The sequence below is a fragment of the Bacillus atrophaeus genome (genome assembly GCF_001584335.1).
Taxonomy (GTDB): Bacteria; Bacillota; Bacilli; order Bacillales; family Bacillaceae; genus Bacillus; species Bacillus atrophaeus.
The window spans coordinates 244,409-269,315 of the sequence record NZ_LSBB01000018.1 but is presented as its reverse complement, the minus strand read 5'-3'; the positions used below and the strand labels follow the sequence as shown (position 1 = coordinate 269,315).

Below are 24,907 nucleotides of genomic sequence, written 5' to 3'. Positions count from 1 at the left end.
TATGAAGTGTTGTCTCAGCCGCTGCTTTTTATACGTTTCTTCCCATTTATTCTTCCCAATGAATAACTTTTTTTTGTTTCAAATCAAACATGAACCGGGCGGTCATTTCCGAGCCTGAATTCGTGACAGATTTTACATTGATCTCTTTTTGCTCTTTTTTTGATGTGCTTTGAATTTGATAAGACACCAGCCCATATTCAAATTGCCGTGAGCCTTTTTGTCCTTGACGGCCCTCAAGTATATGACGAATGGATAGAAGTGCGCCATTTTGCAGTAAATTTTCCCTGATGTAAAATTCTTTGGTCTCCTTTTCAAATGTTTTACGGGTGATATATTCCGACGATGTATAACCGACAACGAGCAAAATAACAGCTGCTGCAAAAAGCACAGCAGGATAAATAAAGCCTTTCGACCGTGACATTTATCCTCCTTTCAATGATGTATAAATAGGAAAAGAGGTTTTGTACTCTTTATGGTCTTCGCTTGTTACGCTCAAGATCAGCATGCCGTTTTTTATATCAGCTTTCAATGTGTTAATATGCTGAAGAATCGGGACATGCCCTTTACCGTCCACTCTTTTCCTGATCATTTTATGATATTTTTCAAAAAGAATCTCTCGGCCTGAACCATTCCTGCACAGCACACCGCCGCCCTTATCAGTCAGCTGCACACTCTCAGCCTGCTTACATTCATTCATCATTTGCTCAACGGAAATGATCCATTCCTCCTGCTTGACTCCCTCTCCCTCCAGTTGACGGGATAAAAACTGATAAAAGATCATGGCTAAAGAGCCTGATATGAGCAGATAAACTGACAGTGAAAATAAAACGTTAAGAAGGGTATAACCAGTCTGTCCGAAGAATGCTGAGACAAAAGGGCTCGTCCTTCGGGCTGACCGCTTCCATACATACTTTTTGATTGTCGCCATCCTCCTCCCACCTGACCTTATAGGTTTGGTTCAGCCTTTTTATTGTCTCTGATTTTCCGTACTCTCCAGAAAGCATGTATGTACTGATGCTTTCGTGAAGAAGCTGATAACCGGTTTCCTGAATGGCTGTCTCTTTTTCATCTGATATCAGTCTGGCCCACATAGGAAGAATCATCACTGCAATCAATACCCAAGTGCTTAAAGCCGATACTGTTTCAATTGTTGAGAAGCCTTTATTTTCTTTCCACATTGATTTTTCCGCTCCCTAAGTAGACAGTCATTTCATATGTGAGGCGATCTGTTTTCAGCCTGATTTTCCCGCCCAAATTCGGATTTCCTTTTTCATTAAAATCAAGACGGTCCGCCAATGTTGCACATTCAATGAAAATCCAATCCTCATAGGTTCGTTCAACGATACTAGCCCCCATAATGATCTGGTACTTATGTTCCTTGGACAAAAACACGATACGCACACGCTCATGCTTAGAAATTGCAGTCTGCTGAGCGAGGAGAATGTCACTTTCAAGCCTGGCAACAGTTTGGCGGGCAGATGTATTTTTATATACGGGAGGTATGACTGTAAAAACACAAATCAGCATAACGGATGCCAGACATAAAACGAGCAAGCTTTCTAAAAGAGTAAACCCTTTCTCACCGCCTATATTAATTTTCAACCTTTACTTCTCCGCCAGTGACAATAATTTGTTTGCCGTTCGGGCATGTTACATTCTTTTTCACATACCCCTCAGACTGAAGATCACCAAGACTCGGCGTTTTCCCGTCATGGTCGAGTTCGAATGCTGTTATCTGTGCCTTCACCATATTTTGCAGACCTTCACAGCCCTTTTTCTGAATGCTTTGATTGTGCTTTGTTACGTTCGGAATGGTAATCAAGAGCAAAATGGAAATGATGAATAGGACAATCAGCATTTCGATCAGCGTAAATCCCTTTTCATTATTCAAACAAAACACCCCTTCTACAATTGATTCATCATCTGATACATAGGCAAAAGCATCGACAAATACACAATTAAAATCATCCCGGCAACAATACCGTAGATGACGGGCTGAAGGATTCCCGTCCATTTTTCAACCTTTCGCTCCAGCCGCTCCATTAAAAACTGGCTGTAGGTGAATAGTTCACGATGCAGCTGCCCGCTTAATTGGCCGTGCAGCACCACTTCACAAAAGTCATTTTCATAGCATGGGTGTTTATACAGAGCTCTATCTATGGACTCTCCAGCCCTTAATTTGTTAATGATTTGTTCTGCCTCCTGACGGTAAAAAGGGAGGAACGATTGCTCTTTAAAGGCCTTAAGGCTGTCGTAAATAGACAGTCCAGACTTTAATAGGCTGCTGAGCTGCAAAGAAAAAAAGTAGCTGTTAAATAAAATGACAAGTCTTCCGAGTATGGGTATTCGTACAAAAAAGAGCATTTTGTCTGCCGGGGACTTCTTCTTAAATCCAAACCAGTAATAGAGTGCCGCTCCGAGAGCAAGCAAGACAAAACCAATCACTGCATAATGAACGTGCTGAAAAAAAGCGAATATAACAGCGGTTGTGCGTGAGGTTTCCATATTCATGGACTGATAAACTCCTGAAAATTGCGGGATGATGACAGCTTGCAGGATATAAAACATCACAAAGACAGTGAAGATCAGGAAAATCGGATAACGGATGACTTTTTTCAGCTGATTGGCCTGTGTTAATTTCCTTTCCAACAGCCCTCCGCTTTGCCTCATAGCAACGGACAATTCTCCATGCATTTCTGCTAAATAACAAATGCTTACGGCTTCCTTGTGGAAAGCCAAAGCCTGCAAAACCTGATAGAATGGTTCCCCCTCTCGTAAACGATTTACAGCAGCAGACATTTCCGTACGCTGACGCTTATTCATTTGCAGTTCCATTAACCGCAATCCATCCAGAAGATTGTATCCGTTTTCTGTCATGTCACCGAGTCTGTTTAGCAAATTAGCTTGATCGTTTATCGGCCAGCTTTTTTTAATCCTCTTCATGATAAACCCACCGGTCGTAATTATTCGTCGTTATATAGCCAAGCGCGATTCCTTTTCTGATAATCTGCCGTAAGGTTCGGTACTGATAATTGGCCCGTTCTCCTCTAGCTTCTTGTATACATTGCTGAAGATTTTTCCCGTAAAGAAGCTCATAAATGGTCGCTCGCCTTACATCACGTGTAATCCGGCAATAAACAGAGGAACAGCCGTTTTCACAAAATGGACAGGTTAAGTCGACTAATCGCTGGGCTGCTATCGCAATCGCTGTTTGCTCTATTTCATTCATATTTACTCCGAATTCAAGCAGTCTGTAAATGGCGCCCTTGGCATCTCTTGTGTGCAGGCTTGTTAATACCAAATGGCCTGTCATAGCAGCCCGCACGGCGATTTTTGCTGTTTCAGCATCTCTGATTTCCCCCAGAACAATCATGTCTGGATCATGGCGCAAAATCGCCTTCAGGCCCGCTGAGTACGTAATGCCGGCTTTTTCATTCACCTGTACCTGCAAGACATCCTGATCTCTTGTTTCCACAGGATCTTCGAGAGTGATAATATTTCGGTTGAAATGCTTTTTTGCATATTGAACCAGTGAATATAGGGTGGTAGATTTCCCTGAGCCAGTCGGACCGGTAAAAATAATGAGGCCGTGGGAGTGCTTTAAAAAGGATAGCAGCGTGGCGCCTGTCTTTGGGAACAGGGACAGTCTTTCGATCGCAGGAATATTATGCTGAGGCAAAACTCTGATCACGAGGCTTTCATCATTAATCGTTGGAAGTGTCGACATTCTGAGATAAACTGTCCCTTTTTTAAGCTTTAAAGAAAGTGAACCACTTTGCGGCTTCCGCCTTTCTCCTATATCCATGGCTGACAGAAATTTAAAATGGGAAATGAGCCGAACGCACTCTTCCTTTTTCATTGTCCGCTTCTTCAGCAACGCATGGTCAATCCGAAAATGGATCAAAGCATCTTGCTCCCTTGGTACAATGTGAATATCCGAGGCCTTCACGGAATATGCCTCTTCAATTAATGTTCTGCTAGTTTTTTCTATCGTATCCAATGGAATTTCCCTCCTTTCACATTGAATTGTATGTAAACGAATAGATATCTTCAAAAGTGCAAAATTGATTTTTCTCAATACAAATAGGCTTAAATAAGGATTTTGGGCAGGTAAAACAGGATAATCTTCCTTTCAAGAAGCTGGATTGTCATTCATAACCCTATTTTAAATATCAGTGAACAAAAAAAGGGCAGGCCTTCATAGAAGACCTGCCCGTAAATCCCAATAATATTTTTGCAAGGGAGTTTGGCGTCCAAACTTTTGGCTCCCGCACCCCGGATAAGCTGTTTTCTTTTGTACGTTATTTCCAAACAACATTTGAATGTCTGCCACATTGCGAAGTTTCGTCCCATTTCACTCGGGTAGAAAGTCAATGCTTTTATATAAAAAAGAAGGGGTTTTCCCTTCCTTCAACTTCACTTACGGGATCGCTTTTTCCGAAAGTATTTCTTCTCCCGGTCTTTCAGCATATCTCCTGTCCAGCCTTTCTTTCTTAAGTAAATATAGATCAATAACGTAGAAATCAGAATTAAGATGATAGAAAAAACATAGCCATACTTCAAATTCAGTTCAGGCATTACCTCAAAGTTCATCCCCCAAAGCGCGCCGAGAGCGGTCATTGGCGTAAAGAGAGTCGTAAAAATAGTCAGTGCCTTAACGATCTCATTTCCTCTTTGAGAGGTGATGACTTCTTCTGAATGCATGAGATTGCTAAGTTCCCCCTCGAATTCGCTGACATATGTAAAACCTCTGTCTATTTTATGATGCGTTCTTTGATAATCTTTTTTCTGGTCATTTTTCGGCATAAAGGCTTCTTTTAAAGCCATTTCAATTTTCTTCACACTCAGTATCTGGCCTTTCCAAATCATCAGTTCGTGCCGAAGCTTGTGAACGCGATTTACAATGCTTTTGCTGTTGTCCGCATATATTTGCCACTTCAATTTTCTCAGTTTTACCTCAAATTCATCTAAGCCGATTAAATACGCATTCATCAATTCTCCAAGCAAAATGAAAAATCCTTCAAACGCATTGTCTGTTCTTTTCATTTGCTGAATCACATGTTCTTTTTTGATCCCTTCAAGAACTGAGAAATCAAAGTTTATCGTAAAAAAATATTGTCTGGTGATATAAAAATGAAAAACTGTATGGTCTTTTTCTTGTTCAAGCCCTTGGTCGTAAATGAAAGAACCGTACACCGCTTCATTATCGAGCTCATTAGTATCTACTCGCAAGAAATTGATGTGATGTTCATTTTCGAACCACTTTTCACATTGCGGCCAATGAGAGAAATGAATCAGTTCCTTCCCTTGCTTTTTTTCCTGAGGGCCTAATTGGTACCAAAACCAATCCTCTCCCGAATGAATCTTCATCACTTTGTCCTCCAAATTCTTATTTAACTCTTTATTTGCCAAAAGTCATACATCTTAAACTTCATAAGAGGTTTCTCTATATGTTTTATGAACATAACGCGGTGGTATTGAATGTTAGAAGATGATCGGAAAAGGGAGGTGTACGCCTTCCTTAGTGAAGGCAGACCATTGGAATATACTAAATTAATAGCAGTAGCCGTTTTAATCATGGTAACCGCATTTTTTGTTGCCATAGAATTTTCTATTGTAAAAGTAAGACGCTCCAGAATTGACCAATATGTCGCAAAAGAAATAAAAGGCGCAAAAGCAGCAAAACATGTCATCACGCATCTTGATGAATATTTGTCTGCCTGCCAATTAGGAATTACAGTGACAGCTTTGGGGCTTGGGTGGCTCGGAGAACCAACAGTTCAAACGTTGCTTCATCCCCTCTTCTTGAAATTGGGGCTCCATGAGTCTTTGACACATTTCCTGTCACTTGTGATTGCATTTTTATTAGTCACTTATCTGAATGTCGTCATTGGAGAATTGGCACCGAAAAGCTTCGCTATTCAGAAAGCAGAGAGCATTACCCTGATGTTTGCAAAACCAATGATTTGGTTTTATAAAATCATGTTTCCGTTTATCTGGGTGCTCAATCAATCAGCCCGATTGATTACCGGCATGTTCGGTTTAAAGCCGGCCTCGGAAACTGAATTGGCTTATACAGAAGAAGAGCTAAGGGTTCTGTTGGCTGAAAGCTATAAAAGCGGAGAGATTAAAAAAAGCGAGTTAAAGTACATGAACAATATTTTCACATTTGATAAGCGTATGGCCAAAGAAATAATGGTGCCAAGAAATGAAATGGTCAGCTTGCCAATAGATGACGAGTCTGTAGAAAGCCTTCAGGAAATTATCAAGCAAACCAAATACACACGCTACCCTGTAGTAAAAGAAGACAAGGACCATGTCATCGGTGTGATGAATATAAAAGAAGTGCTGTTCTCTCTATTGTCAGAGCGGTTTTCATTTACAAAAGAACAGTTGGACCCATTTATCCAGCCAGTCATACATGTGATCGAAACCATTCCCATTTATCAATTATTAATCAAAATGCAAAAAGAACGCACTCATATGGCAATACTGATAGATGAATATGGCGGTACATCGGGATTGGTGACCGTTGAAGATATTGTTGAGGAAATCGTGGGAGAAATCCGTGACGAATTTGACGCGGATGAAATCCCTCATATTCGCGAATTGGACAAAAATCATTATATGCTGAACGCAAAAGTATTAGTCAGCCAAGTAAATGATCTGCTGGGAACCGATTTATCAGATGAAGAAGTGGATACAATCGGCGGCTGGTTTCTCACCCAGGATATTGACGCTGCACCTGAAAGTGTCATCGAATATGACGGTTATGCCTTTAAAGTGAAAGACATTGACAGCCACCATATTTTATTTATAGAAGTTAAAAAGGCTGAATAGCATACTGCTGTTCAGTCTTTCTCTCCCCTCTCTTCGCTCATAAAAAAAACACCCCCAATGAGAGTGCTCAAGATTCATGAATTTTAAAGCCTCTTTTGGATAAAGCTTTCACGAGACTTCTTTCTGTTTTCACATTTGAAAAGTCGATCCCAAGTTTAACGACTGTTTGGGCTATTTCAGGCCTGATGCCAGATATGATGGTCTCAATGCCGAGAAGCTTAGTGCTGTCGATGACTTTAAAAATTTGATACGCCACCATTGTATCAACGATGGGCACACCTGAAATATCCAAAAATAAATAAGACAGACGCAATGCTGAACATTGCTCTAGAACGGATTCTAAAATCGTTCTAGCCCGATAAGTATCAATTTCACCGACAAGCGGGAGTATTCCGATCCCCTCTGAAATCGGCATAATCGGAGCGCTTAATTCATTAATCATCTCTTTTTGCGCGTTTAGCTGAATGATCGTAACCTGATGATATTCTTCTGTAAACACTTCTATGATCTCATCAATTGTGTGATTCAGTCTTTCACTCCAATCAAACACATCCTGCTTTGCAATCTCTTGGGAACAAGTTTCGCTAAACGCCTGCACCCTGCTCCACACGATTCCCCTGAAAATCTTAAACTGGCCGACACTTTCAAACACAGGCACTTCATGAACCGCGCGGTCTCTGGCAAACTGAAGCGCCCATTTGTTAAGCTCCTCTCCCGTTTCCTCTTTTCCTGTAAGAGCTTTTGCAACAATAGAAATCAATGCCTCATGCTGCTCCCTTTCTTTCAATTCAGTTTCCGACTCTCTGTCAGCAATATAATGCAAGGTTTCTTTTGGCGTCCTCTTCTGCAGCCATTGATATGTCATTTCGTTTGCATGCTCTGTTAAATATTGATATAGAGCTACATTAGCCTTTTCCATTGGGTACCTCCTGTAATTGGTCCATCTATTTCCTCTCTGAAAACTGATTCTGCAAAAATCAGAAACACAACTTTTTTAGTCCATATGTATACGGTGCGTTTCTTTGCACATACTATTCATACCAACCCGATGGGCTATAGCCAAGTGGTAAGGCAATGGACTTTGACTCCGTGATCGTTGGTTCGAACCCAGCTAGCCCAGTTTCACAACCTGAAAAAACGAAGATAAGCTGAACAATTCACTCAGCGGATCTTCGTTTTTTCATCATGATACGGATTGATGAACCGTTTTCTTTTTAGTCAGTTTCAAAAGTTCTCCCGGATTATAGCCGATAACGAGTTTTCTGTTGTCAACAAGGATAGGGCGGCGCAAAAGCTTTGGTTTTTCGATTAACAGGTCCAGCACTTCATTGACTGTCATCTCTTCAATATTTAAGTTCAGCTCTTTAAAAGTTTGGCTTCTCGTTGCCAGAATCTCATCAATGCCTTCTGTCGTAAGGGACAAAATGTACTTTAACTCTTCCATTGTCGGGGTTTCTCTGAATAGGTGACGTTCGTTGAAATCAATCTGATGAGCTTTTAGCCAATGTTTTGTTTTTCTGCAAGACGTGCAGCTTGGGTACGAATAAAATGTTAGTTCTTCCATGTGTAGTTCCTCCTCCGATTATAACCATCTCTTTGTAGAATATGTACCCCGATCTTTTTTGTATTAAACACATTTTCTACATATTTTTTCAGGATTCTTTTGAAAAGAGGAACATATAATAGAAAACGCAATCAAAGGAATTTATTCCATCTTAATTATAATAATGAAAATGTTTACATTTGAGCTTGCGATCCATTATAATAAAAATCAGATAGACTCTCGGGAGGGGATAAAAAAATGAATCGCATGTTCCGGGTGTTAGGATTTTGGACGGGAATTTTCGCAGTGATGTTTTATTTGGGGGACATGAAGGACGCATCTCTTTTATTTTTTGGGCAAACTGTACTTTTCGTGTTTTTATCGTATTTGAATTTAACAGAACGCATGTATATTTATATTTTTGGCGCTTACTTAACAATTTTCTTTGCCGGATTTACATACTACTCGATCTTTATCATGGTTCCCGGCGGGGGAGGGCATTAACATGCAAAAAGAGACAAACCAAAACGGTTTGTCTCTTTTTTATAATGAAAAGCCATTTAAAAACGGATTTTGGTCCTGCTCCGTCTGCACATCTGTTTCCGGTCCGTGGCCGCTTAATACTAATGTGTGTTCTGGGAGCGTAAGTAACTTTTCATGAATGGACGTAAGGAGGGTTTCTTGGTCACCGCCATGCAAATCGGTTCGTCCGATGCCTCCTTGGAATAAAACATCTCCTGAGATGACCAGATCTGCATCTCTCACGTAGTAAGAAACGCTTCCCGGCGAATGCCCCGGTGTAAAAAGCGTTTCCAAATGAAAAGGTCCGATATTCAGCTCACCGTCACCTTCTATTAAATGATCAGCAGGCTTTGCAGTGACTTCGATTCCTCTCAAAAGTCCAGATCCGTTTAATGAAGAATCCGTCAGCCATTCCTTTTCCTTTTGATGAAGGTAGACAGGAATGTTCCATTTATCTCTTACATCATCAAGCGCTCCGATATGGTCAAAATGGGCATGGGTAAGTAAAATCGCCAATGGCTTAAGGCCTTTTTCTTTTATGTATCGGTTGATTTTATCCCCTTCGCCTCCCGGATCAAAAATCAGACATGACTGATCCTCACTGATTAAAAAATAAGCATTGGCCTGAATAGGCCCTACAGGCATACGTCTCCACTTCACATGATCCACCTCTTTCCTTTCTGCTCTATTATGAAGGTTTTTCAAAAAAGATTCAAACAAACAATAAGGAAACTCTATCGACAAACACAATGAAAACGGTTAAAATAAAACTGGAAAGAATTGCAGGTTTCAATGACAAAGGGGGCTGCATAATGTTACTGATGGTGATTTTTGGCCTTGTCACACTTTTTGCTGTTTGGGGAGTTCTGCGTTCTGTAAGAAATAAAAATATACTCGGTTTTCTGTTTGCCGGAGCAACCCTGTTTGTTTTTGGCTGGTTTACAGTCATGACGGTCATCAACAGCGGTTATCCGACAGTACACTAATGCCCGTATCCATCGGATACAGGCATTTTTTTATTGATTCAGATGTTTATTGACACTTATGATTTTGCTTTCAAGCGTCGTCTCTTTGTCGCGTCTGTCGTCTATACGGATGTTCGTCGCCACTCTGTGAAGCCCTTTTTGGAATGGCGCTTCGTGTATGGCCTGAATGACCGTAAATAGGTCGCTGAGTTCCCCTTCGATTAGGGTATTCATCGGGGTTAGCTGATATTTGATTTTCCCCTCCGCTTTGTAGCCCTCCAAAATCTTTTGCACATCCGCCACATACCCGCTGACGCTTGGGGTTTCTGTTCCGATCGGAATAATGGTTACATCTGCAATTGCCATAGTTACTTAATCTCCTTTCACATTCTCTGTTATGATAGGCTCAACTTTGTGAGTCTTTAACGATATTATACGGTCAAATTGATAGCCGTATAAAGCGAATTGTCCGTTTGGAGAAATTTGAATCGGCTCCATTTCAGCCGAATCGAGAATGTCCCTTTTCTTTTTTGACTCCAAGTCAACTTCGATGAGCTTATACGCACCGCCGCTTTGTGTGAACGTATAAAACAGCCTGCCTGATTCGTCATAATCGTATTCCATCGGACTGAGGCTTGAATACTTCGTCTGAAGCGGAAGCTCATATGTGACAGATGAATCGGCTCCCGGCCACTGGAAAATAAATGTTCCATTTTCGTCTGAAGCCGATTTGACAGCAAGGCGCATATTTTGAAATGAATCAATGGCCAGAACATCATCAAGCTGTTTTTTTTCGCGCTTCGTATTCAAGTCGTACGTATATAAAGGACCGGAATCATTGTTTTTTCCATTCTTTATATACTCAAACGTATCAGCAGAAGTCCAATGAATAAAAGGGACCTGTATCGGGCTTTCTTTTGAGTGTCCTTTTTTTGCGTCCACTACATATGTATCAAAGTCCCAATCCTGCGTAAATACCGTAACCATTATTTGATATGGGTTATATTGATTCCAGGCGGCTTCCAGCTCATATGTTTCATAATTTTTATCATACAGCTTCTTCCCGTTCTGATCCAGCAGAACAATTGCCGTCCGTTGACTGTGTGTGATTTGCAAGAGAATCATATGCCTATTTTCATTTATTTGCACATCCACCATTTGGCCTTCTGTCTCATACAGCTTTTGAGCCTTGCCTTTAAATAGATCATATGCAAAAAGCTCGCTTTTCGTCGGATCGGATGCTGTGTAAAGGATAGTATGGTCATTCAGCCATCCTTCCACCTCATCAGCTTTGCCGTTTTTCAGCGGAATGATGTCTTTTTCTGTTTTGTCCGATGCCGATGCTTGCTTTTGCTGCTGATGAGATGGTTCACATGCCGATAAACTAAACATTAAAGCTGACATCAGAATAAAATAAACAAATCTCATCAGCCTTCCCCTCCGATCATATTTATTGTCCCATATTTGGTACGGGAGAAAAAAGAAAAAGTTTCAATTATTCATAAAAAAATAACGACCGCCATAAGATCCCGTTTGTCACTTCATAAATGTCCGGAAACTGGTAAAACGGCAAAGGATTTTTTCCCTTTCCCAGCTCTACCGTATAGCCCTCTTTAAAATAATGATGGATAAACCAGTCTCTGTATCCGGCATAGCTGTCGATATCACGTATCCCTTTATAACAGTTTTCGCTCAGAACTTCGAAATCCTTCACCACACGCGCTGATTCTTCTGGCTCAAGTCCTTTGTATCCCCAGTATATTTCTTCGCCCTGAGTATGGAGCGCAATCAGTCTGTCTGGCGGATGATCTGTTATAAGACGCTGCATCGACATTGCTTCGGGCTCTGTTAACGGAGCGGTGCCAGGGAAATCACGGAAGCTTGGCTCTTTCGGTTTTCGATGTTTTTCAATTTCCCATAGCGAAGGAAATTGTTTATTTAAATCAACACCATTGATGTTCGCCTTCCACTCATTAAAATGAGTCCGATGTTCATTTAATGTATTTAAAAAATCCTGCCTTTCCCCTGCAAATCCGGAACCATGCAAAACCAAATCAACACCGTCAGGATTGACAAGAGGCACGACAGAGAGAGACGTTTGACTGAAAAGTTTGAGAGGAGAAAATTGAAAAAAAGGCTGGTTTTCACACAAAGCCATACAGTACTCTTTAAACCACTTTAATAAAACTGATGTGGTAATCCACTCATTCGCATGAAAAGATGCGTTCATATGCACCTTTTTGGGGGCATTTTCCGCTCCGACACTAAGTTCATACAGCGGCCTTCCCAATACTGAGCGGCCTATTGAACGATATGTGACAAACGGAAACACATCAATGATTTTTTCGATTTCTTCTTCTACTGCCTGAAAATCATAGGCCTTTTCTTCCCGAAGCCATTCGTTCGCAGGCTGTATAGATTGACACGTATCTAAAAATCGCTTCAGCTCCTGAATGGTTTCAATTGGTGCGTCACTGCCTTCTCCAATCCAAATCCCCGGACAAAACAGCTCCGTTTTTCCGGCTCTTTGATTTGCACTGATCAGCAGTGCTTCGTCTATTGTTAATTCTTTCGCTAATATAGCTAAATTTTGTTTGATTTCAGGTTTTACGCGGATAGATGCCATTTTCATCCCCCTTTTTTGTTACTATATGACTGCGGATTTCAAAAAAGAAAGCCTTCCGTTCAAAAGGAACGAAAGGCTTTCTTTTTATGATGCCTGATCAAGTGTTTCTTTTTCTTTCTTTTCTGACGAATCGTCCAACCTGTCTTGATCATAAAATCTTAACAAATCGCCGTATATAATTTGGTCTGAGAACGAAAGCTCCTGCTTAGCTTTATCCGCAAACGGCTCACAGGTTTGGTCTTCTTTCACAGGTTTGCCGGTTGATTTGTCATAGCAGACTCCATCTGTGTACACAACCCGATCTGTAATAAAGCTCCCGTCCCGAAGCACGGTAAAGTCAAGCTTCTTATCAGAAAGCAGGTCATTTCCGAATTGGATCTGTTCTTTTGTATCAACGCCTAAAAGGTTCATAAGCGTAGGCCGGATATCAATTTGCCCGCCGACTTTTTCTATGGTTTTCGGCTGTTGATCTGTAATACCCGGAATGTGAACAACAAACGGCACTTTTTGAAGCTGTACCTCTTCAAACGGCGTGACTTCTTTTCCTAGAAATTGCTCCATCGCTTCATTATGGTTTTCGGAAATGCCATAATGGTCACCGTATAAAACAATCATCGAGTTTTCATACAGCCCATCTTCTTTCAGCTTTTCAATAAACCGTTTTAATGCCTCATCCTGATAACGCACTGTCGGAAAATATTTATTAAGCGTTTGGCTGTTTGAATTAAATTCCTCGATCATTTTATCTTCTTCGTCAAGCTCAAAAGGAAAGTGATTCGTCAGGGTAATGAGCTTCGAATAAAACGGCTGAGGCAGGGTTCTTAATAATTCCGAAGACTGTTCAAAAAATTCTTTATCCTTTAAACCCCAGCCGACTGAATTTTTATCTGTTACGTCATATGAATCAACATCTAAAAATTTGTCATATCCAAACGATTGATACATTAAATCCCGATTCCAAAAGCTTTTGTTATTCGCATGCAAAACAGCCGAATAGTAGCCCCGTTTCTTTAAAATTTCCGGGGCAGCCGTATATTCATTTCCCGCGTTTGTAAAGAACACCGCTCCCCTTCCAAGGGGATAAAGCGAATTATCAACGATAAATTCAGAATCCGATGTTTTTCCTTGTCCGGTCTGATGATAAAAATTGTTAAAATTGAAACTTTCTTTTATAAAATCATTGAGAAAAGGCGTTATTTCCTGCCCGTTCACTTTTTCATTGATTACAAAACTTTGGGTCGATTCCAAAGATACGAGTATGACGTTCCTGCCTTTAGCGGCACCAAACAGACTTTTGTTCGTATCTTTAGCGTTAGCGTTTACATAGTTTTCAATTTCAGTCAGATTGTTGCTGTCAGCCAAGGCCCTCTGTGCCGATTGCTTTGATTGAAGCACACCGTCATAAATATGGAAATTAAAAAGGCTGATATTTTTGACCAGCATTTCTCTGTCAAATGAACGTGTCAATAGCTGAGGTCTTTCTGCTTCTGACAAACCTAAATTAAAAAAATAAACAGAAGCTACAAACAAAAAATAAGCCGCACGTTCTTTTTTTGTGGTGACGTTGTTTGTTTGAAAAGTTTTCTGACGTGTATAAAGCCAAATTAAAATCGCAATGTCGACCGCCAAAAGGATATCTGTCGGTTCCAGCAAGGTGCTGATGCTGCTTCCCAAATCACCCATATTGCTCGTTTGGAAAAGAACAGGAATTGTTAGAAAATCATTGTAGAATCGGTAAAAAACCATATTGGCCAGCAAAACAAATGTCACCACACAGCTCATTGCAATTATGTAGCGGTTTCTGTTTTTGCCTTTTAGAAATAAGCCAAACCCAAAAATCAGCAGCAAAAAGCTCAATGGGTTGATAAATAAAATAAATTCCTGTGCAAAATTTTCGATTTTGATGTTAAAACTGGTTTTATAAACGGCATACGTTTTCAGCCACATCAACAAAATGGCAATCAGCATAAATGAAATTTTCAAAAAAAAACTTTTCCGCATTTCAACCTCCTATGCAGCACCCTAATAAAATTAATCAGAACATTGTGATTTCAATACACTAAACCATATCTTAACGTGCATATCACAAAAAATCAATACAGCGTTTACCTTTTAACCATTTTGATGGGTCAGCCACTCATTTTTGGCAATCCATGCTCCGCCAATGACTCCGGCATCATTGCCGAGAGCCGCGATTGAAATGTCAGCCGCTTTGCCCGCACGCGGAAATGCATATTGGCGGAACGCTGTTTCGACTTTTGATCTTAATATTTCTCCCGCCTTGGAAACGCCTCCGCCAAGAACGATTTTTGACGGATTGAGTGAGCTTGCCAAATTTCCAAGCACAAGGCCGAGATAATTAGCGACCTCATCAACGACTTCAAGTGCAGCTGCATCATTGGCATTTGCTGCTTCAAACACATCGCGCGCTGATAAATCCTTCTGTTCTGCAAGGCGCGTCGCCTGCTTAGCCTCTGCAATTTTCCCCTTTGCAATTCTTACGATTCCGGTCGCCGACGCAATGGTTTCGATACAGCCCGTTTTACCGCAATTGCAAGGCGCTCCGCCTTCAGGAATACAGCATATATGGCCGATTTCTCCGCCGGCTCCATTTTTCCCGTGAATGATCTCCCCGTTAGCGATAATGCCTCCGCCTACGCCGGTGCCAAGCGTCACAAGAATCACATCCTTTGCTCCGTCGCCGGCGCCCTTCCACATTTCACCCAGCGCGGCAATATTGGCATCGTTTTCAATAACGGCGGGAATACCCGTTTCCGCCTCTAAATGATTCTTCAGCGGGTAATTTTTCCACCCTAGGTTCACGGTTTCATAAATCGTGCCCGTCATCATGTCTACAGGGCCGGGCGCCCCCATTCCAATGTACTTTACAATATGCTTCGGTTTGCTTACTTCCTCTAATTTGCTGTCAATCGCTTTTGCAATCGTAACTGTGATTGTATCTCCCGTTTTGTCGGTCGGGACCTCCCATTTATGCTGAATTTCTCCATACATATTAATAAACGCAAGCTTAATTGTAGTTCCTCCTAAATCAATGCCCGCAAACCATACCTCGTCCATTTCTCATCACCTTTACCTTTACATATCTATTACTTCCGCTGTTTTGTCTGTTCCAATTCCCTTTGAAGGACACCAGCCGCTTGTATCCATTGCTCCCTCTCAATCACATGGGACAGATACATTTCCTTCAGTTCGTCCATCATAAATTCAATTTCCAGCTCTCTGTTCCCAAAATAAACAATATGGCCAAACTTCTTTAACAGCTGCTGTACATCATATAATGTATTCATATTCCTCACCATTCTCTATCTTGACTATAAATAGCGTATTCATAAACAACCTGTCCGTCAAGCAAAAAACGCCCGGCACAATGCCCGGCGTTTTTCTATGAAAATTCAGCTTATAACATCAGGGAGCCCTTTCGCCCCTGTTTTATTCTTTTCTTTCAATTTGTTCCTGAAGCTCTTTGTAGCTTTGCTCATTCGGCTTCAGCTTCACCGCAGTTTTAATGGCCGTTTCTGCCTTTGCCCATTCATTTTTCTCCGCATACAGAAACGCCAGATAATAATAAGACGTATCGTCTTCAGGTTCTTTATCAATGGCCCTCTCAAGCAATGCAGCAGCTTTGTCATATTCTCCAATTTGCATATCTGAAACAGCCAGAATCCTCAGGAGATCGGCTGAGGCACCCTCCTGCTGAGCCTCTCCGCTCAGCAATTCGGACACTTCTTCATATTGGCCGTCTTGATACAGCCTGCCCGCCTGCTGCACCAATGCCGTTTGCTGATGAGCTGGTGAATGGACGCCGTAATAAAGAAAGCCCCCGCCCAGCGCAACAAGCAGCACCGCTGAGACGATTCTTTTGGCCCGCGCTGAAGTGTTTGGTAATCCTAAAGCTCCCGCCGCCAGAAAACCGCCGATTAATCCGCCAATATGACCGGAGTTATCAATATTTGAAACAGCAAATCCAAAGCCCAGATTTATAATAATAATCACAATGATATTGGTGCCAATCGTTTTCAAAAACAATTTCCGGTTGGAAACAGCTAAATAAAGCAGGGCTCCCAAACAGCCAAAAATCGCTCCCGAAGCACCGGCGGATGGATATGGACTGAACACAAAGCTGGCAATGGATCCCGTTACACCAGCCAGTAAATAAATCAAAAGAAATCTGCCTGATCCGTATATTTTTTCGACGGCAGTTCCTATCGACCATAAAGCAAAGGTATTAAAGGCTAAATGCGCCAGTCCGATATGAAGAACGATCGGCGTAACAAGCCTCCACCATTCTCCTGCTGCAATCAGGCTGTTTTCCTTTGCGCCAAAAGCAACTAGCGTTTCAGTATTGGTGCTGCCTCCATTGATTTCAAGCAAGAAAAACATAATCAGCTGCAGTGCGATAAAAATATAGGTGAAAAACGGTTTTCCGTTTTGAAAAAATGCCGCTTCCTTTTTTCTTCGTTCTTCTTTTTTCTTCAATAAAGAAATAAAGCTCTCCTTTACGCCTTGCACGTCATCATACGAAATATCATCTTCTCTCAAATGCCTGAGGACCGCAAGATCTGTTTGCAGGGAGGCTTCGATTCTCTGAATACCTTGGTCAAGCTCCGCCGTATGGATAAGCGCTGATTCGACTGATGCCTTACCTTTTTTATAAGGCTCGCCGGTAGCTTCTTCCCAGTCATCCACAGGCGCTTCAGCAGAAAACAGAAGGTTCAGCACCTTGATGCTTCGCTTGTTAAGAGAAATTCTCACCTGTTCGATCCGTTCGGCTTGCATATTCGCGTCCCTTACGATTTCCTGATGAAAATCCACGTTCTTTCTATGCAGGCGCACCATGTCATAAGGAGACTTGCCCGGCGCTTCCAGCCAGATTTCATCTGAATAATCCGAGGACGGAATGAATTCATAGCCGCTTCTCAGCAGGGTGTCCGCTGTTTTCCAATATGTATAATCTAACAAATACATCTTTTACCGCTCCAATTGTTTTTCTTTATTATAACAGGTAGCGAATCGATCTCATACTGAAAGGAAAAATCCCGCAGGAAACGGGATTTTTTAAAAGGCTTGCTGGATAAATTTGTTGCGGATAAACGGAATTTTTAAAAAGAAGTGTATAAAGGACTGCCTGATTCTTGGCTGTCCGAGAACCGTATTCATCACTCTGTAGCGGTTTTGGTAAAACAGCACGGCAGAAACGGTGCATATCGAAAAGATAATCAATTTTTTCATATGATCCCTCCTACCAGTATCGTTTGTTATTTCTTCGTAATTATTCTTTTAGGAGGGATGATTTTTCATGAAAAACAATCCACGATTTTATTATCCGTTATTAGTTTTTTCACGGGGATATCATGTGGCATGCGAGGAATGCTAGCAACAAGCTGGCACGATAGGAGGAGTGAAACCGTGCTTCCATTATAACCTTCCAAATAACGGTCGTAATAGCCTCCGCCATAGCCGATCCTGTAGCCGTCATGGTCAAAGCAAACGCCGGGAACAATCATTACATCTATGTCAGAGCTCTTAACTTCGGCGGTTTTTTCTGTAATAGGCTCCTGCAGGCCTACATAAACCGTCTCAAGCTGATCACCGTCTTTATATGTACGAAACTGCATGTCGCGGGTGTCAGGAAAGCACTTAGGAATACAGACTTGTTTTCCTTCCTCCCAAGCCTGCTGAATTAACGGTCCGGTCGGAATTTCCTGGCCTCTGGAGATGGTAACCGCAATCGTCTGAGCTTCTTGCCATTCTTGTAAAGAAAATAATCGTTGATGAATAATCGCTGATTTTTGAAGCCATTCTATGTCTGATACGGCCGACAGTTGATCTTTCACAGCTTTTCTTAATTGTGTTTTCAAATGAAATCCCTCCCTGTGGGCAAAGAAAAAACAGCAGGAAAATCCTGCTGTTATTTTGTTTCACGGTGTAACGTAGATTTTTTATCACGTGGGCAATATTTTTTAAATTCAACGCGATCTGGATTGTTGCGTTTGTTCTTTTTAGAAATATAGTTACGCTCACCACATTCTGTGCAAGCCAAAGTAATATTAACGCGCATTATTTTCCCTCCAAACTCAATATCATTTACTTATTCAGACTTATACATAATACCACTATAATGGACAGAAAGCTAGGATGTTTTTTAATGAAATGCTGATTTATTGAGCATTTGTTCATAAAGTGTAAGATATGCACGCTTGATATTAGCCGGATGATGCTGCCTAACAATATGTTCCCTGCCTTTTTCTTTCACTCGGCTGAGCCTTTTGCGGTCAATCAGCAAGCCGTTTATCGTCTCAGCAACTTCTGTCTCTCTGGTAAAGTCTGCAACAAAAGCAGTTTTGTTATGGTGCGCGTAATCAAGCCATCCTCCCTTTTGGGAAACAACCGTCGGCACGCCGCGCTCCATACTTTCTTGCGCGGCCAAACCAAAAGGTTCATACAAGCTCGGAAAAACAGCAAGTTCGCACCGGGACAGCCATCCTTGCTTTTCTGCTTGGCTTAAAAAAGGCAAAAATACAACGGATTGTTTCAGCCCTAAGGTCTCAGCCTGCTTAGTATAAGAAGCAAGAGACGGTCCTTCGCCTGCCAGCACCAGCTTGAGTTCGGGATGGCGCTTTTTCAGCAGGCTGAACACTTGTATCAAATGGTGAAACCCCTTTTCCGGCACAAATCTCCCGAAGGAAAACAAGTACGGTTTGTTGATCATTTTCAATCTGGAGGAGCTGATGTGTTCCTGCGTGATAGGGCTTGGAATGACAATTGCTTTTTTGCCTGCTCCGTACGCTCTTTCTAAGAATGATTTCATAAAAGTGCTCAGAACGATGATCCGGTCAGAGGCTTCAATCAGAATACACTCTGTCAATTGTCTGTATGGATGAGGCGTTTGTTGGACAACTTGTTTTCGGCTGCTTTCAAGCCCATGTATTGTGGTCAGCAGCGGGATATTAAGCTTGTTTTTCAAATAGCGGGCTGCAGGAGCCGTGATGTCATCGTGTGCATGGATAAGATCATATCGCCATTTGCCGTCCATCACATGTTTAATCATTTGTGCATTTACATCCGCCATAGCGCTTTCAAAGTCAGCATAAGAGAGGAAATTCGTTGAAACGGGCAAATGTATATGTATCGGGGAAGTATGACATCCGTCAGGTGCGCAAACATATAGCTCTGCGTGCGGCTCAATAAGCGGTATCAAACGGCTGAGGTGGACACCTAGTCCGCTTTTGGGATGGCTTGGATTTTCGGATGAAAGAATCAGGATCTTCACAGTCTCTTGTCCTCAGTCGGATAAGAGGTATATGCAGAAAATTGTTCTGACCAATTCCCGCAAGGCTCAAATCGGCTGAAACCCTTCACCTGTTTTACTTCGTTTTCTTTCATAAATACAGGTGGTGTCTCCGCCCATTTGAGGCAGACATTCAGCGAATTATACACTCTGAATTCGGCCCTGTACTCTGCATCCCCGGCTGCCGGATGAAACTTCAGTTCTCCTTTATAAAGATTGGTATGCGCCTTATAGACAAACTTCTCGTTGCCTTTGGTCAGCAAGAGGCTGATTTCTTTCACCATATCTTGTGTATCCTCAAAAAGCACCGCTTCTGTGCGCTGCAATATGCCGGCGGGAAAATTCCATTTTACAATTAAGGTTTGAGAATAATGTTGTATCATAATGTCGAAGCTGTCCCTATAAAAAGGGTCAGTGTTTCGAATAATATGGGAAACTGGGTGTTTATCCATTTGCTTTTAACAGTCTCCTTCCCCTGGTATTTCTCACTGATCCTATTAAACCATTACATCTGGTGTAAACAAAGAAAGATTTCTCGACAAAATATCCGTTTTTTTCACGAATTCCTTTAGTATATAGCTATTTTATGGTATAAAAAAGAAGGGTAAAATAAGAATAGAAGGTGATGAAACGTGGAAATCGCTATTATTGCGTTGTTTATCGTCAGTATAGCGCTAATTGCATTCTCATATTCTCAGAGAGATCCAATGAAGGATGTAGAACAAGAGGTTGAGACTCTTCAGCTTTCCGCTATGCAGGAAATTTATAAATTGAAAAAGAAAATGACTGTGCTTGAAGAAGAATTGCTGGAAACAAATCTTGTCATCCGCAAATCTAAGCACAGCGGCATCAATCAAAAAATCGCTAAGCAAATTCTATCTAAATATAATAACGGCATGTCTGTGGAAGCTATTGCAAAAGCGGAGCATGTTTCAGTAGAAGATGTGAATCATATTATTAAGGATAACGAGAGGGTGCTCGTATGACAAAACGGGGCATTCAAGCATTTGCCGGCGGCATTATTTTAGCGACTGCCGTTCTTGCCGGTGTTTTCTATTTGACCGATGAAGACCAAGCCGCCGCTGTTAAAAATGAAAAATCAGTGAGCGAACAGGATGTCAGCGCTTATCTTGACTCTAAAAAAATGGTCTCAGTCGACCGTGATGAATATCAAAAGCTGTTGGATTCAAAAGAGAAATCATTAAGTGATGACAGCAATGCAGATACAGAAAAAAATAAAAATAAAACGTATAAACTTACCATCAAAGACGGCATGAGCACTGCTGATGTTTCGGACATTCTTGAAAAAGAGGGCCTCATTTCCTCAGCGCAGGATTTTAATGATTATGTCATTGACGCAGGCTACCATAAAGAAATCCGAGCCGGTAATTTTAAGTTAAAGCAGGGCATGAGCTTCAAAAAGATTGTTAAAACTTTGACACGCTGATAAACAGCCTGTTTCAGCTTGCCGGCAGCGTCCATTTCTGGATACTGCCGGCAAGCTTTTTTTAATTTTAGGACATTTTAATGCCGCTGAGGTTTACCTGCATTTTCTGCATACAAAAGAGGCTCTGAGTGATCTCTCCGAGCCTCCGCAGGCTAAAACAGCCCTTTTTGAGGGTTATCCAAACTTCCCTGTAATATAATCCTTCGTTCTTTTATCATTTGGGTGTGAAAACATCTTTACCGTATCATCGCACTCAACAAGCTCTCCCATGTAAAAGAATGCGGTTTGATCAGAAACTCTGGCTGCCTGCTGCATGTTATGCGTGACAATAACGATAGTGTATTTTCCCTTCAACTGCAGGATAAGCTCCTCAATTTTTCTTGTTGAAATCGGGTCAAGCGCTGACGTCGGTTCATCCATTAGTAAGATATCGGGATTTGTGGCAAGCGCTCTGGCGATGCAGAGACGCTGCTGCTGGCCTCCGGATAATGCAAGCGCCTGATGATGCAGACGGTCTTTCACTTCATCCCATAACGCAACATCTTTTAACGATTTTTCTACCGTTTCTTGAAGCTTCTTTTTGTTTTTCATACCATGAATTCTCGGTCCGTAAGCCACATTATCAAAGATGGATTGCGGAAACGGATTGCCTTTTTGAAAGACCATGCCGATATTTTTTCTTAACTCTACGACATCCACTTTCTGCTGCAAAAGATTACTGCCATTATAGATCATGTCGCCGGTCATTCTTACGTTCGGCGTCATACGGATCATTAAATTCAATGTCTTGATAAACGTAGATTTTCCGCAGCCGGATGGGCCGATGATCGCCGTGACCTCATGTTTATTCATTTTCATATGAATATCTTTTAAGGCCTGATGTTCTCCGTACCATAAGTTCATCCCGTTGATTTCAAAAACTTCCGATTTCTTAACAGCCTCTGTAGCAATACTCATCGGTGCCCTCCTAACCGAATTTCCCGTTAATATAATCCTCTGTTTTTTGGTGCTTCGGACTTGTAAAAATTTGTTCTGTCTGTCCATATTCTACGAGGTCTCCGTTTAAAAAGAATGCCGTTCGATCGGAAACCCTCAGTGCTTGCTGCATATTGTGCGTCACGATGACAATTGAATATTCTTTTTTCAATTCAGTGATCAGCTCTTCAATTTTCCCATTTGAAATGGGATCGAGGGCTGAAGCCGGTTCATCTAACAGCAGGACGGCAGGTTTCATTGCGAGCGTTCTCGCGATGCACAGCCTCTGCTGCTGCCCCCCTGATAAAGACAGGGCCGAGGAGTGAAGACGGTCCTTTACTTCATCCCAAAGCGCCGCTTTCGTTAAGCTTTCTTCGACAAGCTCATCAAGCACTGCTTTTCTCCGTTCTCCGGCATATTTTAAGGCATGTGTCATATTGTGATAGATAGATTTCGGAAAAGGGTTCGGCTTTTGAAAGACCATTCCGATCTCTCTTCTAAGATTGACGACATTAATCTTGCTGTCTAAAATATTTAATCCTTCATACAAAATTTCTCCTTCACTTCTTGCCGAGGGGATTAAATCGTTCATGCGATTAATGTTTCTGAGAAAGGTTGACTTGCCGCATCCGGACGGACCGATCAGAGCTGTCACAGCGTTCTTTTCAATATCCATGTTAACATGATAAACCGCCTGCTTTTCTCCGTAAAAAATAGATAGATCCCTCATCTCTAGTACATGCTGCCGCGGAACAGAAATGGGCTGCTCCATTTTTTCCTTTTCCATTAGGTTGATCATCTCAAATCGCCCTCTCCTCTAGTTTGCCGTAAGCTTTTTATAAATAAATGATCCGAGCCATCTTGCCGCCAGGTTGAAAAACAGGACAGAAATAACCAGCACTGCTGATCCTCCGTTAGCGATCGCTTCAGCATCTGGGATGATCCCTTGGGTGTTCACATTCCAAATATGCACCGCAAGCGTTTCAGCCGGTCTGAAAATATTGAAAGGCGATGTTTCTGAAAATGGATTCCATTCCGTAAAGTTGAGGCGAGGCGTCGTAAGGCCGGCTGTGAATAATAATGCCGCCGCTTCGCCAAAAACCCTGCCGGACGCTAAAATCGCACCTGTAATGATAGATGGAATGGCACTTGGCAGTAAAATCGTTTTAACTGTATGCCATCTTGAAACGCCTAAAGCGAGCGACGCTTCTTTCAAATCCTTAGGAACTGAACGAACCGCGTCTTCTGTGACACGAACCATCACGGGCAAATTAAAGACGGTTAAAGCAAGTGCGCCGCCGATAATTGTATACCCCCAGCCCGTCAGATTGACAAACATCAATAATCCGAACATACCGATCACAATAGAAGGAAGCGATGACAGCACTTCAATACACGTTCTGATAAAATCAGTCAATTTGTTTTGAGGCGCATATTCCGCCATGTACACACCGCCGCCGACACCGAGCGGAATCGTAATCAGCATGGTAATAAACAAAATATAAAAGGAGTTAAACAGCTGGTCGCGTATACCGCCTCCCGCCGCAATGGCGCTTGATTTTGTCGAGATGAAATCAAAGCTGAGCTGAGAAACACCGTTTATAAGAATATAAGAAAACAGCCCCACAAGGATGGCCGCAATGATCGCGGCGCATAAACCGAATACACCTGTCGCAATTCTGTCCGTCATTTTGCTGTTCATTACAATTTCCTCCTAGATGACAAGTAACGTATGAGCAGAATAAATAGAAACGACATCACAAGAAGAACAAGTCCCATTGACCATAGCGTATTGTTTTCCACGCTTCCATAAGTGGTATGACCCATATTCAGGGTAATAATCGTTGTCAATGTTCCTGCTGTATCAAGCAGGCTCTCAGGCAAAATTCTCGTATTACCAATAACCATCTGCACAGCGAGTGCTTCTCCGAACGCCCGCGCCATACCCAGCACCACCGCAGTCATCAAAGTTGGAAAGGCTGCAGGTACAAGCACTTTTCTGATCGTCTGCCATCTTGTTGCACCGAGCGCATATGAGCCTTCTCTGAGACTTTTCGGAAGCGAGGCCATCGCATCAGCCGAAATTGATGTGATCGTCGGCAGAATCATCACTGACAGCACAATTGTACCGGCCAATAAGCTATGCCCAGTTCCGCTTGTTTTAAATGCAGCGATAAACGGCACCAATACTGTAAGACCTATGAATCCATAAACAACAGAAGGAATGCCGACTAGAAGTTCAATCACCGGCTGCAGCACTTTCTTTCCCCAATTCGGCGCGATTTCCGTCATGAAAATAGCACCGGCTATGCCGAGCGGAGCAGCAATAAGGGCGGAAAGAACAGTCACCGCAAATGAGCCGAAAATAAACGGCAGCACCCCAAACTGAGGCTCGGTATTCGTTGGGTTCCAATTCAGGCTCGTTAAGAATTCAATTGGGCTTACACCATTTACAAGAAAAGATTGCAGCCCCTTTACGCCAAGGAAAATGGTGATCGCTATCGACGCCGCAATCATGATAAGCGCACAGGCGGTCACGATCATTCTTCCCCGGACTTCATCCAGTTGCCGGTTTTGCCTTGAGCTGATTAATCTTTCGCTCACAGACCATTTTTCTCTATTGTTTATCATCTATGACACTCCTATGAATGTGTTAAGAGGGGAAGCGGGTGATCCGCAC

Annotated in this window: 31 protein-coding genes, 1 tRNA gene and 1 pseudogene; 6 read left to right on the top strand and 27 right to left on the bottom strand. The window is 42.0% G+C overall.

The window, feature by feature from the left end; all coding sequences use genetic code 11:
- Nucleotides 1-46: 46 nt before the first annotated feature.
- From comGG to AXI57_RS10120, 8 genes are all read right to left on the bottom strand, one after another.
- Entirely contained in the window at nucleotides 47-421 is a 375-nt protein-coding gene (gene comGG, locus AXI57_RS10155) for a competence type IV pilus minor pilin ComGG (RefSeq protein WP_061670002.1), read from the bottom strand.
- Complete coding sequence (gene comGF, locus AXI57_RS10150; protein WP_274379311.1) at nucleotides 422-928, bottom strand: competence type IV pilus minor pilin ComGF; 507 nt, start codon at nucleotides 926-928, stop codon at nucleotides 422-424.
- Nucleotides 831-1,178: a competence type IV pilus minor pilin ComGE gene (comGE, locus tag AXI57_RS10145; protein ID WP_061670001.1), complete on the bottom strand. Its 348-nt coding sequence runs from the start codon at nucleotides 1,176-1,178 to the stop codon at nucleotides 831-833. Before comGE ends, comGF begins: the two co-directional genes overlap by 98 nt.
- The gene (gene comGD / locus AXI57_RS10140; RefSeq protein ID WP_061670000.1) at nucleotides 1,162-1,602 is read right to left on the bottom strand and encodes a competence type IV pilus minor pilin ComGD; all 441 of its coding nucleotides are present in this window, start codon (nucleotides 1,600-1,602) and stop codon (nucleotides 1,162-1,164) included. Before comGD ends, comGE begins: the two co-directional genes overlap by 17 nt.
- Complete coding sequence (gene comGC / locus AXI57_RS10135) at nucleotides 1,592-1,891, bottom strand: competence type IV pilus major pilin ComGC (RefSeq protein WP_003325429.1); 300 nt, start codon at nucleotides 1,889-1,891, stop codon at nucleotides 1,592-1,594. Before comGC ends, comGD begins: the two co-directional genes overlap by 11 nt.
- A 14-nt stretch (nucleotides 1,892-1,905) precedes the next feature.
- Nucleotides 1,906-2,943: a competence type IV pilus assembly protein ComGB gene (comGB, locus tag AXI57_RS10130; protein WP_061669999.1), complete on the bottom strand. Its 1,038-nt coding sequence runs from the start codon at nucleotides 2,941-2,943 to the stop codon at nucleotides 1,906-1,908.
- A complete protein-coding gene (gene comGA / locus AXI57_RS10125) occupies nucleotides 2,930-4,000 on the bottom strand; it encodes a competence type IV pilus ATPase ComGA (RefSeq protein WP_061669998.1) in 1,071 nt (356 codons plus the stop codon). The genes comGB and comGA overlap by 14 nt, the downstream gene beginning before the upstream one ends.
- 416 nt (nucleotides 4,001-4,416) lie before the next feature.
- Entirely contained in the window at nucleotides 4,417-5,370 is a 954-nt protein-coding gene (locus AXI57_RS10120; protein WP_003325425.1) for a magnesium transporter CorA family protein, read from the bottom strand.
- Nucleotides 5,371-5,491: 121 nt separating this feature from the next.
- Between AXI57_RS10120 and AXI57_RS10115 the strand changes: the two are divergent.
- Nucleotides 5,492-6,840 (top strand): annotated as a pseudogene (locus AXI57_RS10115) (hemolysin family protein).
- A gap of 67 nt (nucleotides 6,841-6,907) precedes the next feature.
- Here AXI57_RS10115 and AXI57_RS10110 read toward each other — a convergent pair.
- Entirely contained in the window at nucleotides 6,908-7,759 is an 852-nt protein-coding gene (locus AXI57_RS10110; protein ID WP_061669997.1) for an STAS domain-containing protein, read from the bottom strand.
- Nucleotides 7,760-7,889: 130 nt separating this feature from the next.
- Between AXI57_RS10110 and AXI57_RS10105 the strand changes: the two genes are divergently transcribed.
- Nucleotides 7,890-7,960, top strand: a tRNA-Gln gene (locus AXI57_RS10105).
- Nucleotides 7,961-8,023: 63 nt separating this feature from the next.
- Here the strand turns inward: AXI57_RS10105 and AXI57_RS10100 are convergent.
- Nucleotides 8,024-8,404 carry a Spx/MgsR family RNA polymerase-binding regulatory protein gene (locus AXI57_RS10100; protein ID WP_003325422.1) on the bottom strand — a complete coding sequence of 127 codons (381 nt, stop codon included), beginning with the start codon at nucleotides 8,402-8,404 and terminating at the stop codon, nucleotides 8,024-8,026.
- A 237-nt stretch (nucleotides 8,405-8,641) separates the two neighbouring features.
- Between AXI57_RS10100 and AXI57_RS10095 the strand changes: the two genes are divergently transcribed.
- Nucleotides 8,642-8,887: a DUF2626 domain-containing protein gene (locus tag AXI57_RS10095; RefSeq protein ID WP_003325421.1), complete on the top strand. Its 246-nt coding sequence runs from the start codon at nucleotides 8,642-8,644 to the stop codon at nucleotides 8,885-8,887.
- A gap of 39 nt (nucleotides 8,888-8,926) precedes the next feature.
- Here the strand turns inward: AXI57_RS10095 and AXI57_RS10090 are convergent, their stop codons facing one another.
- Complete coding sequence (locus AXI57_RS10090) at nucleotides 8,927-9,565, bottom strand: MBL fold metallo-hydrolase (RefSeq protein WP_061670245.1); 639 nt, start codon at nucleotides 9,563-9,565, stop codon at nucleotides 8,927-8,929.
- Between the two features lie 152 nt (nucleotides 9,566-9,717).
- Between AXI57_RS10090 and AXI57_RS20850 the strand changes: the two genes are divergently transcribed.
- Nucleotides 9,718-9,891 carry a DUF2759 domain-containing protein gene (locus AXI57_RS20850; RefSeq protein ID WP_003325419.1) on the top strand — a complete coding sequence of 58 codons (174 nt, stop codon included), beginning with the start codon at nucleotides 9,718-9,720 and terminating at the stop codon, nucleotides 9,889-9,891.
- 30 nt (nucleotides 9,892-9,921) lie between these two features.
- On the opposite strand, the gene AXI57_RS10085 is transcribed toward AXI57_RS20850, so the two are convergent.
- The 12 genes from AXI57_RS10085 to AXI57_RS10040 form a co-directional block, all read right to left on the bottom strand.
- On the bottom strand, nucleotides 9,922-10,236 hold the full coding sequence (locus tag AXI57_RS10085; RefSeq protein ID WP_003325417.1) for an MTH1187 family thiamine-binding protein: 315 nt from the start codon (nucleotides 10,234-10,236) through the stop codon (nucleotides 9,922-9,924).
- A 6-nt stretch (nucleotides 10,237-10,242) separates the two neighbouring features.
- Complete coding sequence (locus tag AXI57_RS10080) at nucleotides 10,243-11,298, bottom strand: YqgU-like beta propeller domain-containing protein (RefSeq protein ID WP_061669996.1); 1,056 nt, start codon at nucleotides 11,296-11,298, stop codon at nucleotides 10,243-10,245.
- Nucleotides 11,299-11,365: 67 nt separating this feature from the next.
- Complete coding sequence (locus AXI57_RS10075; RefSeq protein ID WP_061669995.1) at nucleotides 11,366-12,496, bottom strand: M14 family metallopeptidase; 1,131 nt, start codon at nucleotides 12,494-12,496, stop codon at nucleotides 11,366-11,368.
- 84 nt (nucleotides 12,497-12,580) lie between these two features.
- The gene (locus AXI57_RS10070; RefSeq protein ID WP_061669994.1) at nucleotides 12,581-14,497 is read right to left on the bottom strand and encodes an LTA synthase family protein; all 1,917 of its coding nucleotides are present in this window, start codon (nucleotides 14,495-14,497) and stop codon (nucleotides 12,581-12,583) included.
- A 111-nt stretch (nucleotides 14,498-14,608) separates the two neighbouring features.
- Complete coding sequence (gene glcK, locus AXI57_RS10065; RefSeq protein WP_061669993.1) at nucleotides 14,609-15,574, bottom strand: glucose kinase GlcK; 966 nt, start codon at nucleotides 15,572-15,574, stop codon at nucleotides 14,609-14,611.
- A gap of 29 nt (nucleotides 15,575-15,603) precedes the next feature.
- Complete coding sequence (locus AXI57_RS10060) at nucleotides 15,604-15,804, bottom strand: YqgQ family protein (RefSeq protein WP_061669992.1); 201 nt, start codon at nucleotides 15,802-15,804, stop codon at nucleotides 15,604-15,606.
- A gap of 142 nt (nucleotides 15,805-15,946) precedes the next feature.
- Nucleotides 15,947-17,482: a rhomboid family intramembrane serine protease gene (locus tag AXI57_RS10055; protein WP_061669991.1), complete on the bottom strand. Its 1,536-nt coding sequence runs from the start codon at nucleotides 17,480-17,482 to the stop codon at nucleotides 15,947-15,949.
- A gap of 90 nt (nucleotides 17,483-17,572) precedes the next feature.
- Complete coding sequence (locus AXI57_RS21340) at nucleotides 17,573-17,746, bottom strand: hypothetical protein (protein ID WP_003325409.1); 174 nt, start codon at nucleotides 17,744-17,746, stop codon at nucleotides 17,573-17,575.
- A 65-nt stretch (nucleotides 17,747-17,811) separates the two neighbouring features.
- Entirely contained in the window at nucleotides 17,812-18,375 is a 564-nt protein-coding gene (locus AXI57_RS10050) for a 5-formyltetrahydrofolate cyclo-ligase (RefSeq protein ID WP_061669990.1), read from the bottom strand.
- Nucleotides 18,376-18,425: 50 nt separating this feature from the next.
- Nucleotides 18,426-18,575 (bottom strand): 50S ribosomal protein L33, encoded by a 150-nt coding sequence (gene rpmG / locus AXI57_RS20845; RefSeq protein ID WP_003153056.1) that lies wholly within the window; start codon nucleotides 18,573-18,575, stop codon nucleotides 18,426-18,428.
- 84 nt (nucleotides 18,576-18,659) lie between these two features.
- On the bottom strand, nucleotides 18,660-19,787 hold the full coding sequence (locus AXI57_RS10045) for a glycosyltransferase family 4 protein (protein WP_061669989.1): 1,128 nt from the start codon (nucleotides 19,785-19,787) through the stop codon (nucleotides 18,660-18,662).
- Nucleotides 19,784-20,257 carry a hypothetical protein gene (locus AXI57_RS10040; RefSeq protein WP_238380179.1) on the bottom strand — a complete coding sequence of 158 codons (474 nt, stop codon included), beginning with the start codon at nucleotides 20,255-20,257 and terminating at the stop codon, nucleotides 19,784-19,786. Before AXI57_RS10040 ends, AXI57_RS10045 begins: the two co-directional genes overlap by 4 nt.
- A gap of 180 nt (nucleotides 20,258-20,437) precedes the next feature.
- On the opposite strand from AXI57_RS10040, the gene AXI57_RS10035 reads away from it, so the two are divergent.
- Nucleotides 20,438-20,791 carry a hypothetical protein gene (locus tag AXI57_RS10035; protein ID WP_003325404.1) on the top strand — a complete coding sequence of 118 codons (354 nt, stop codon included), beginning with the start codon at nucleotides 20,438-20,440 and terminating at the stop codon, nucleotides 20,789-20,791.
- On the top strand, nucleotides 20,788-21,252 hold the full coding sequence (locus tag AXI57_RS10030) for an endolytic transglycosylase MltG (protein WP_061669988.1): 465 nt from the start codon (nucleotides 20,788-20,790) through the stop codon (nucleotides 21,250-21,252). Before AXI57_RS10035 ends, AXI57_RS10030 begins: the two co-directional genes overlap by 4 nt.
- A 174-nt stretch (nucleotides 21,253-21,426) precedes the next feature.
- On the opposite strand, the gene pstB (AXI57_RS10025) is transcribed toward AXI57_RS10030, so the two are convergent.
- From pstB (AXI57_RS10025) to pstC, 4 genes are read right to left on the bottom strand one after another with little or no spacing between them, the layout of a single operon-like run.
- Nucleotides 21,427-22,209, bottom strand: coding sequence for a phosphate ABC transporter ATP-binding protein PstB (gene pstB, locus AXI57_RS10025; protein WP_061669987.1), 783 nt, complete (start codon nucleotides 22,207-22,209; stop codon nucleotides 21,427-21,429).
- A gap of 10 nt (nucleotides 22,210-22,219) precedes the next feature.
- Nucleotides 22,220-23,026, bottom strand: a complete 807-nt coding sequence (pstB, locus tag AXI57_RS10020; protein ID WP_061669986.1) for a phosphate ABC transporter ATP-binding protein PstB — start codon at nucleotides 23,024-23,026, stop codon at nucleotides 22,220-22,222.
- 18 nt (nucleotides 23,027-23,044) lie between these two features.
- A complete protein-coding gene (gene pstA, locus AXI57_RS10015) occupies nucleotides 23,045-23,929 on the bottom strand; it encodes a phosphate ABC transporter permease PstA (protein ID WP_061669985.1) in 885 nt (294 codons plus the stop codon).
- Nucleotides 23,929-24,858, bottom strand: coding sequence for a phosphate ABC transporter permease subunit PstC (gene pstC / locus AXI57_RS10010; protein WP_004429534.1), 930 nt, complete (start codon nucleotides 24,856-24,858; stop codon nucleotides 23,929-23,931). Before pstC ends, pstA begins: the two co-directional genes overlap by 1 nt.
- Nucleotides 24,859-24,907 lie beyond the last annotated feature (49 nt).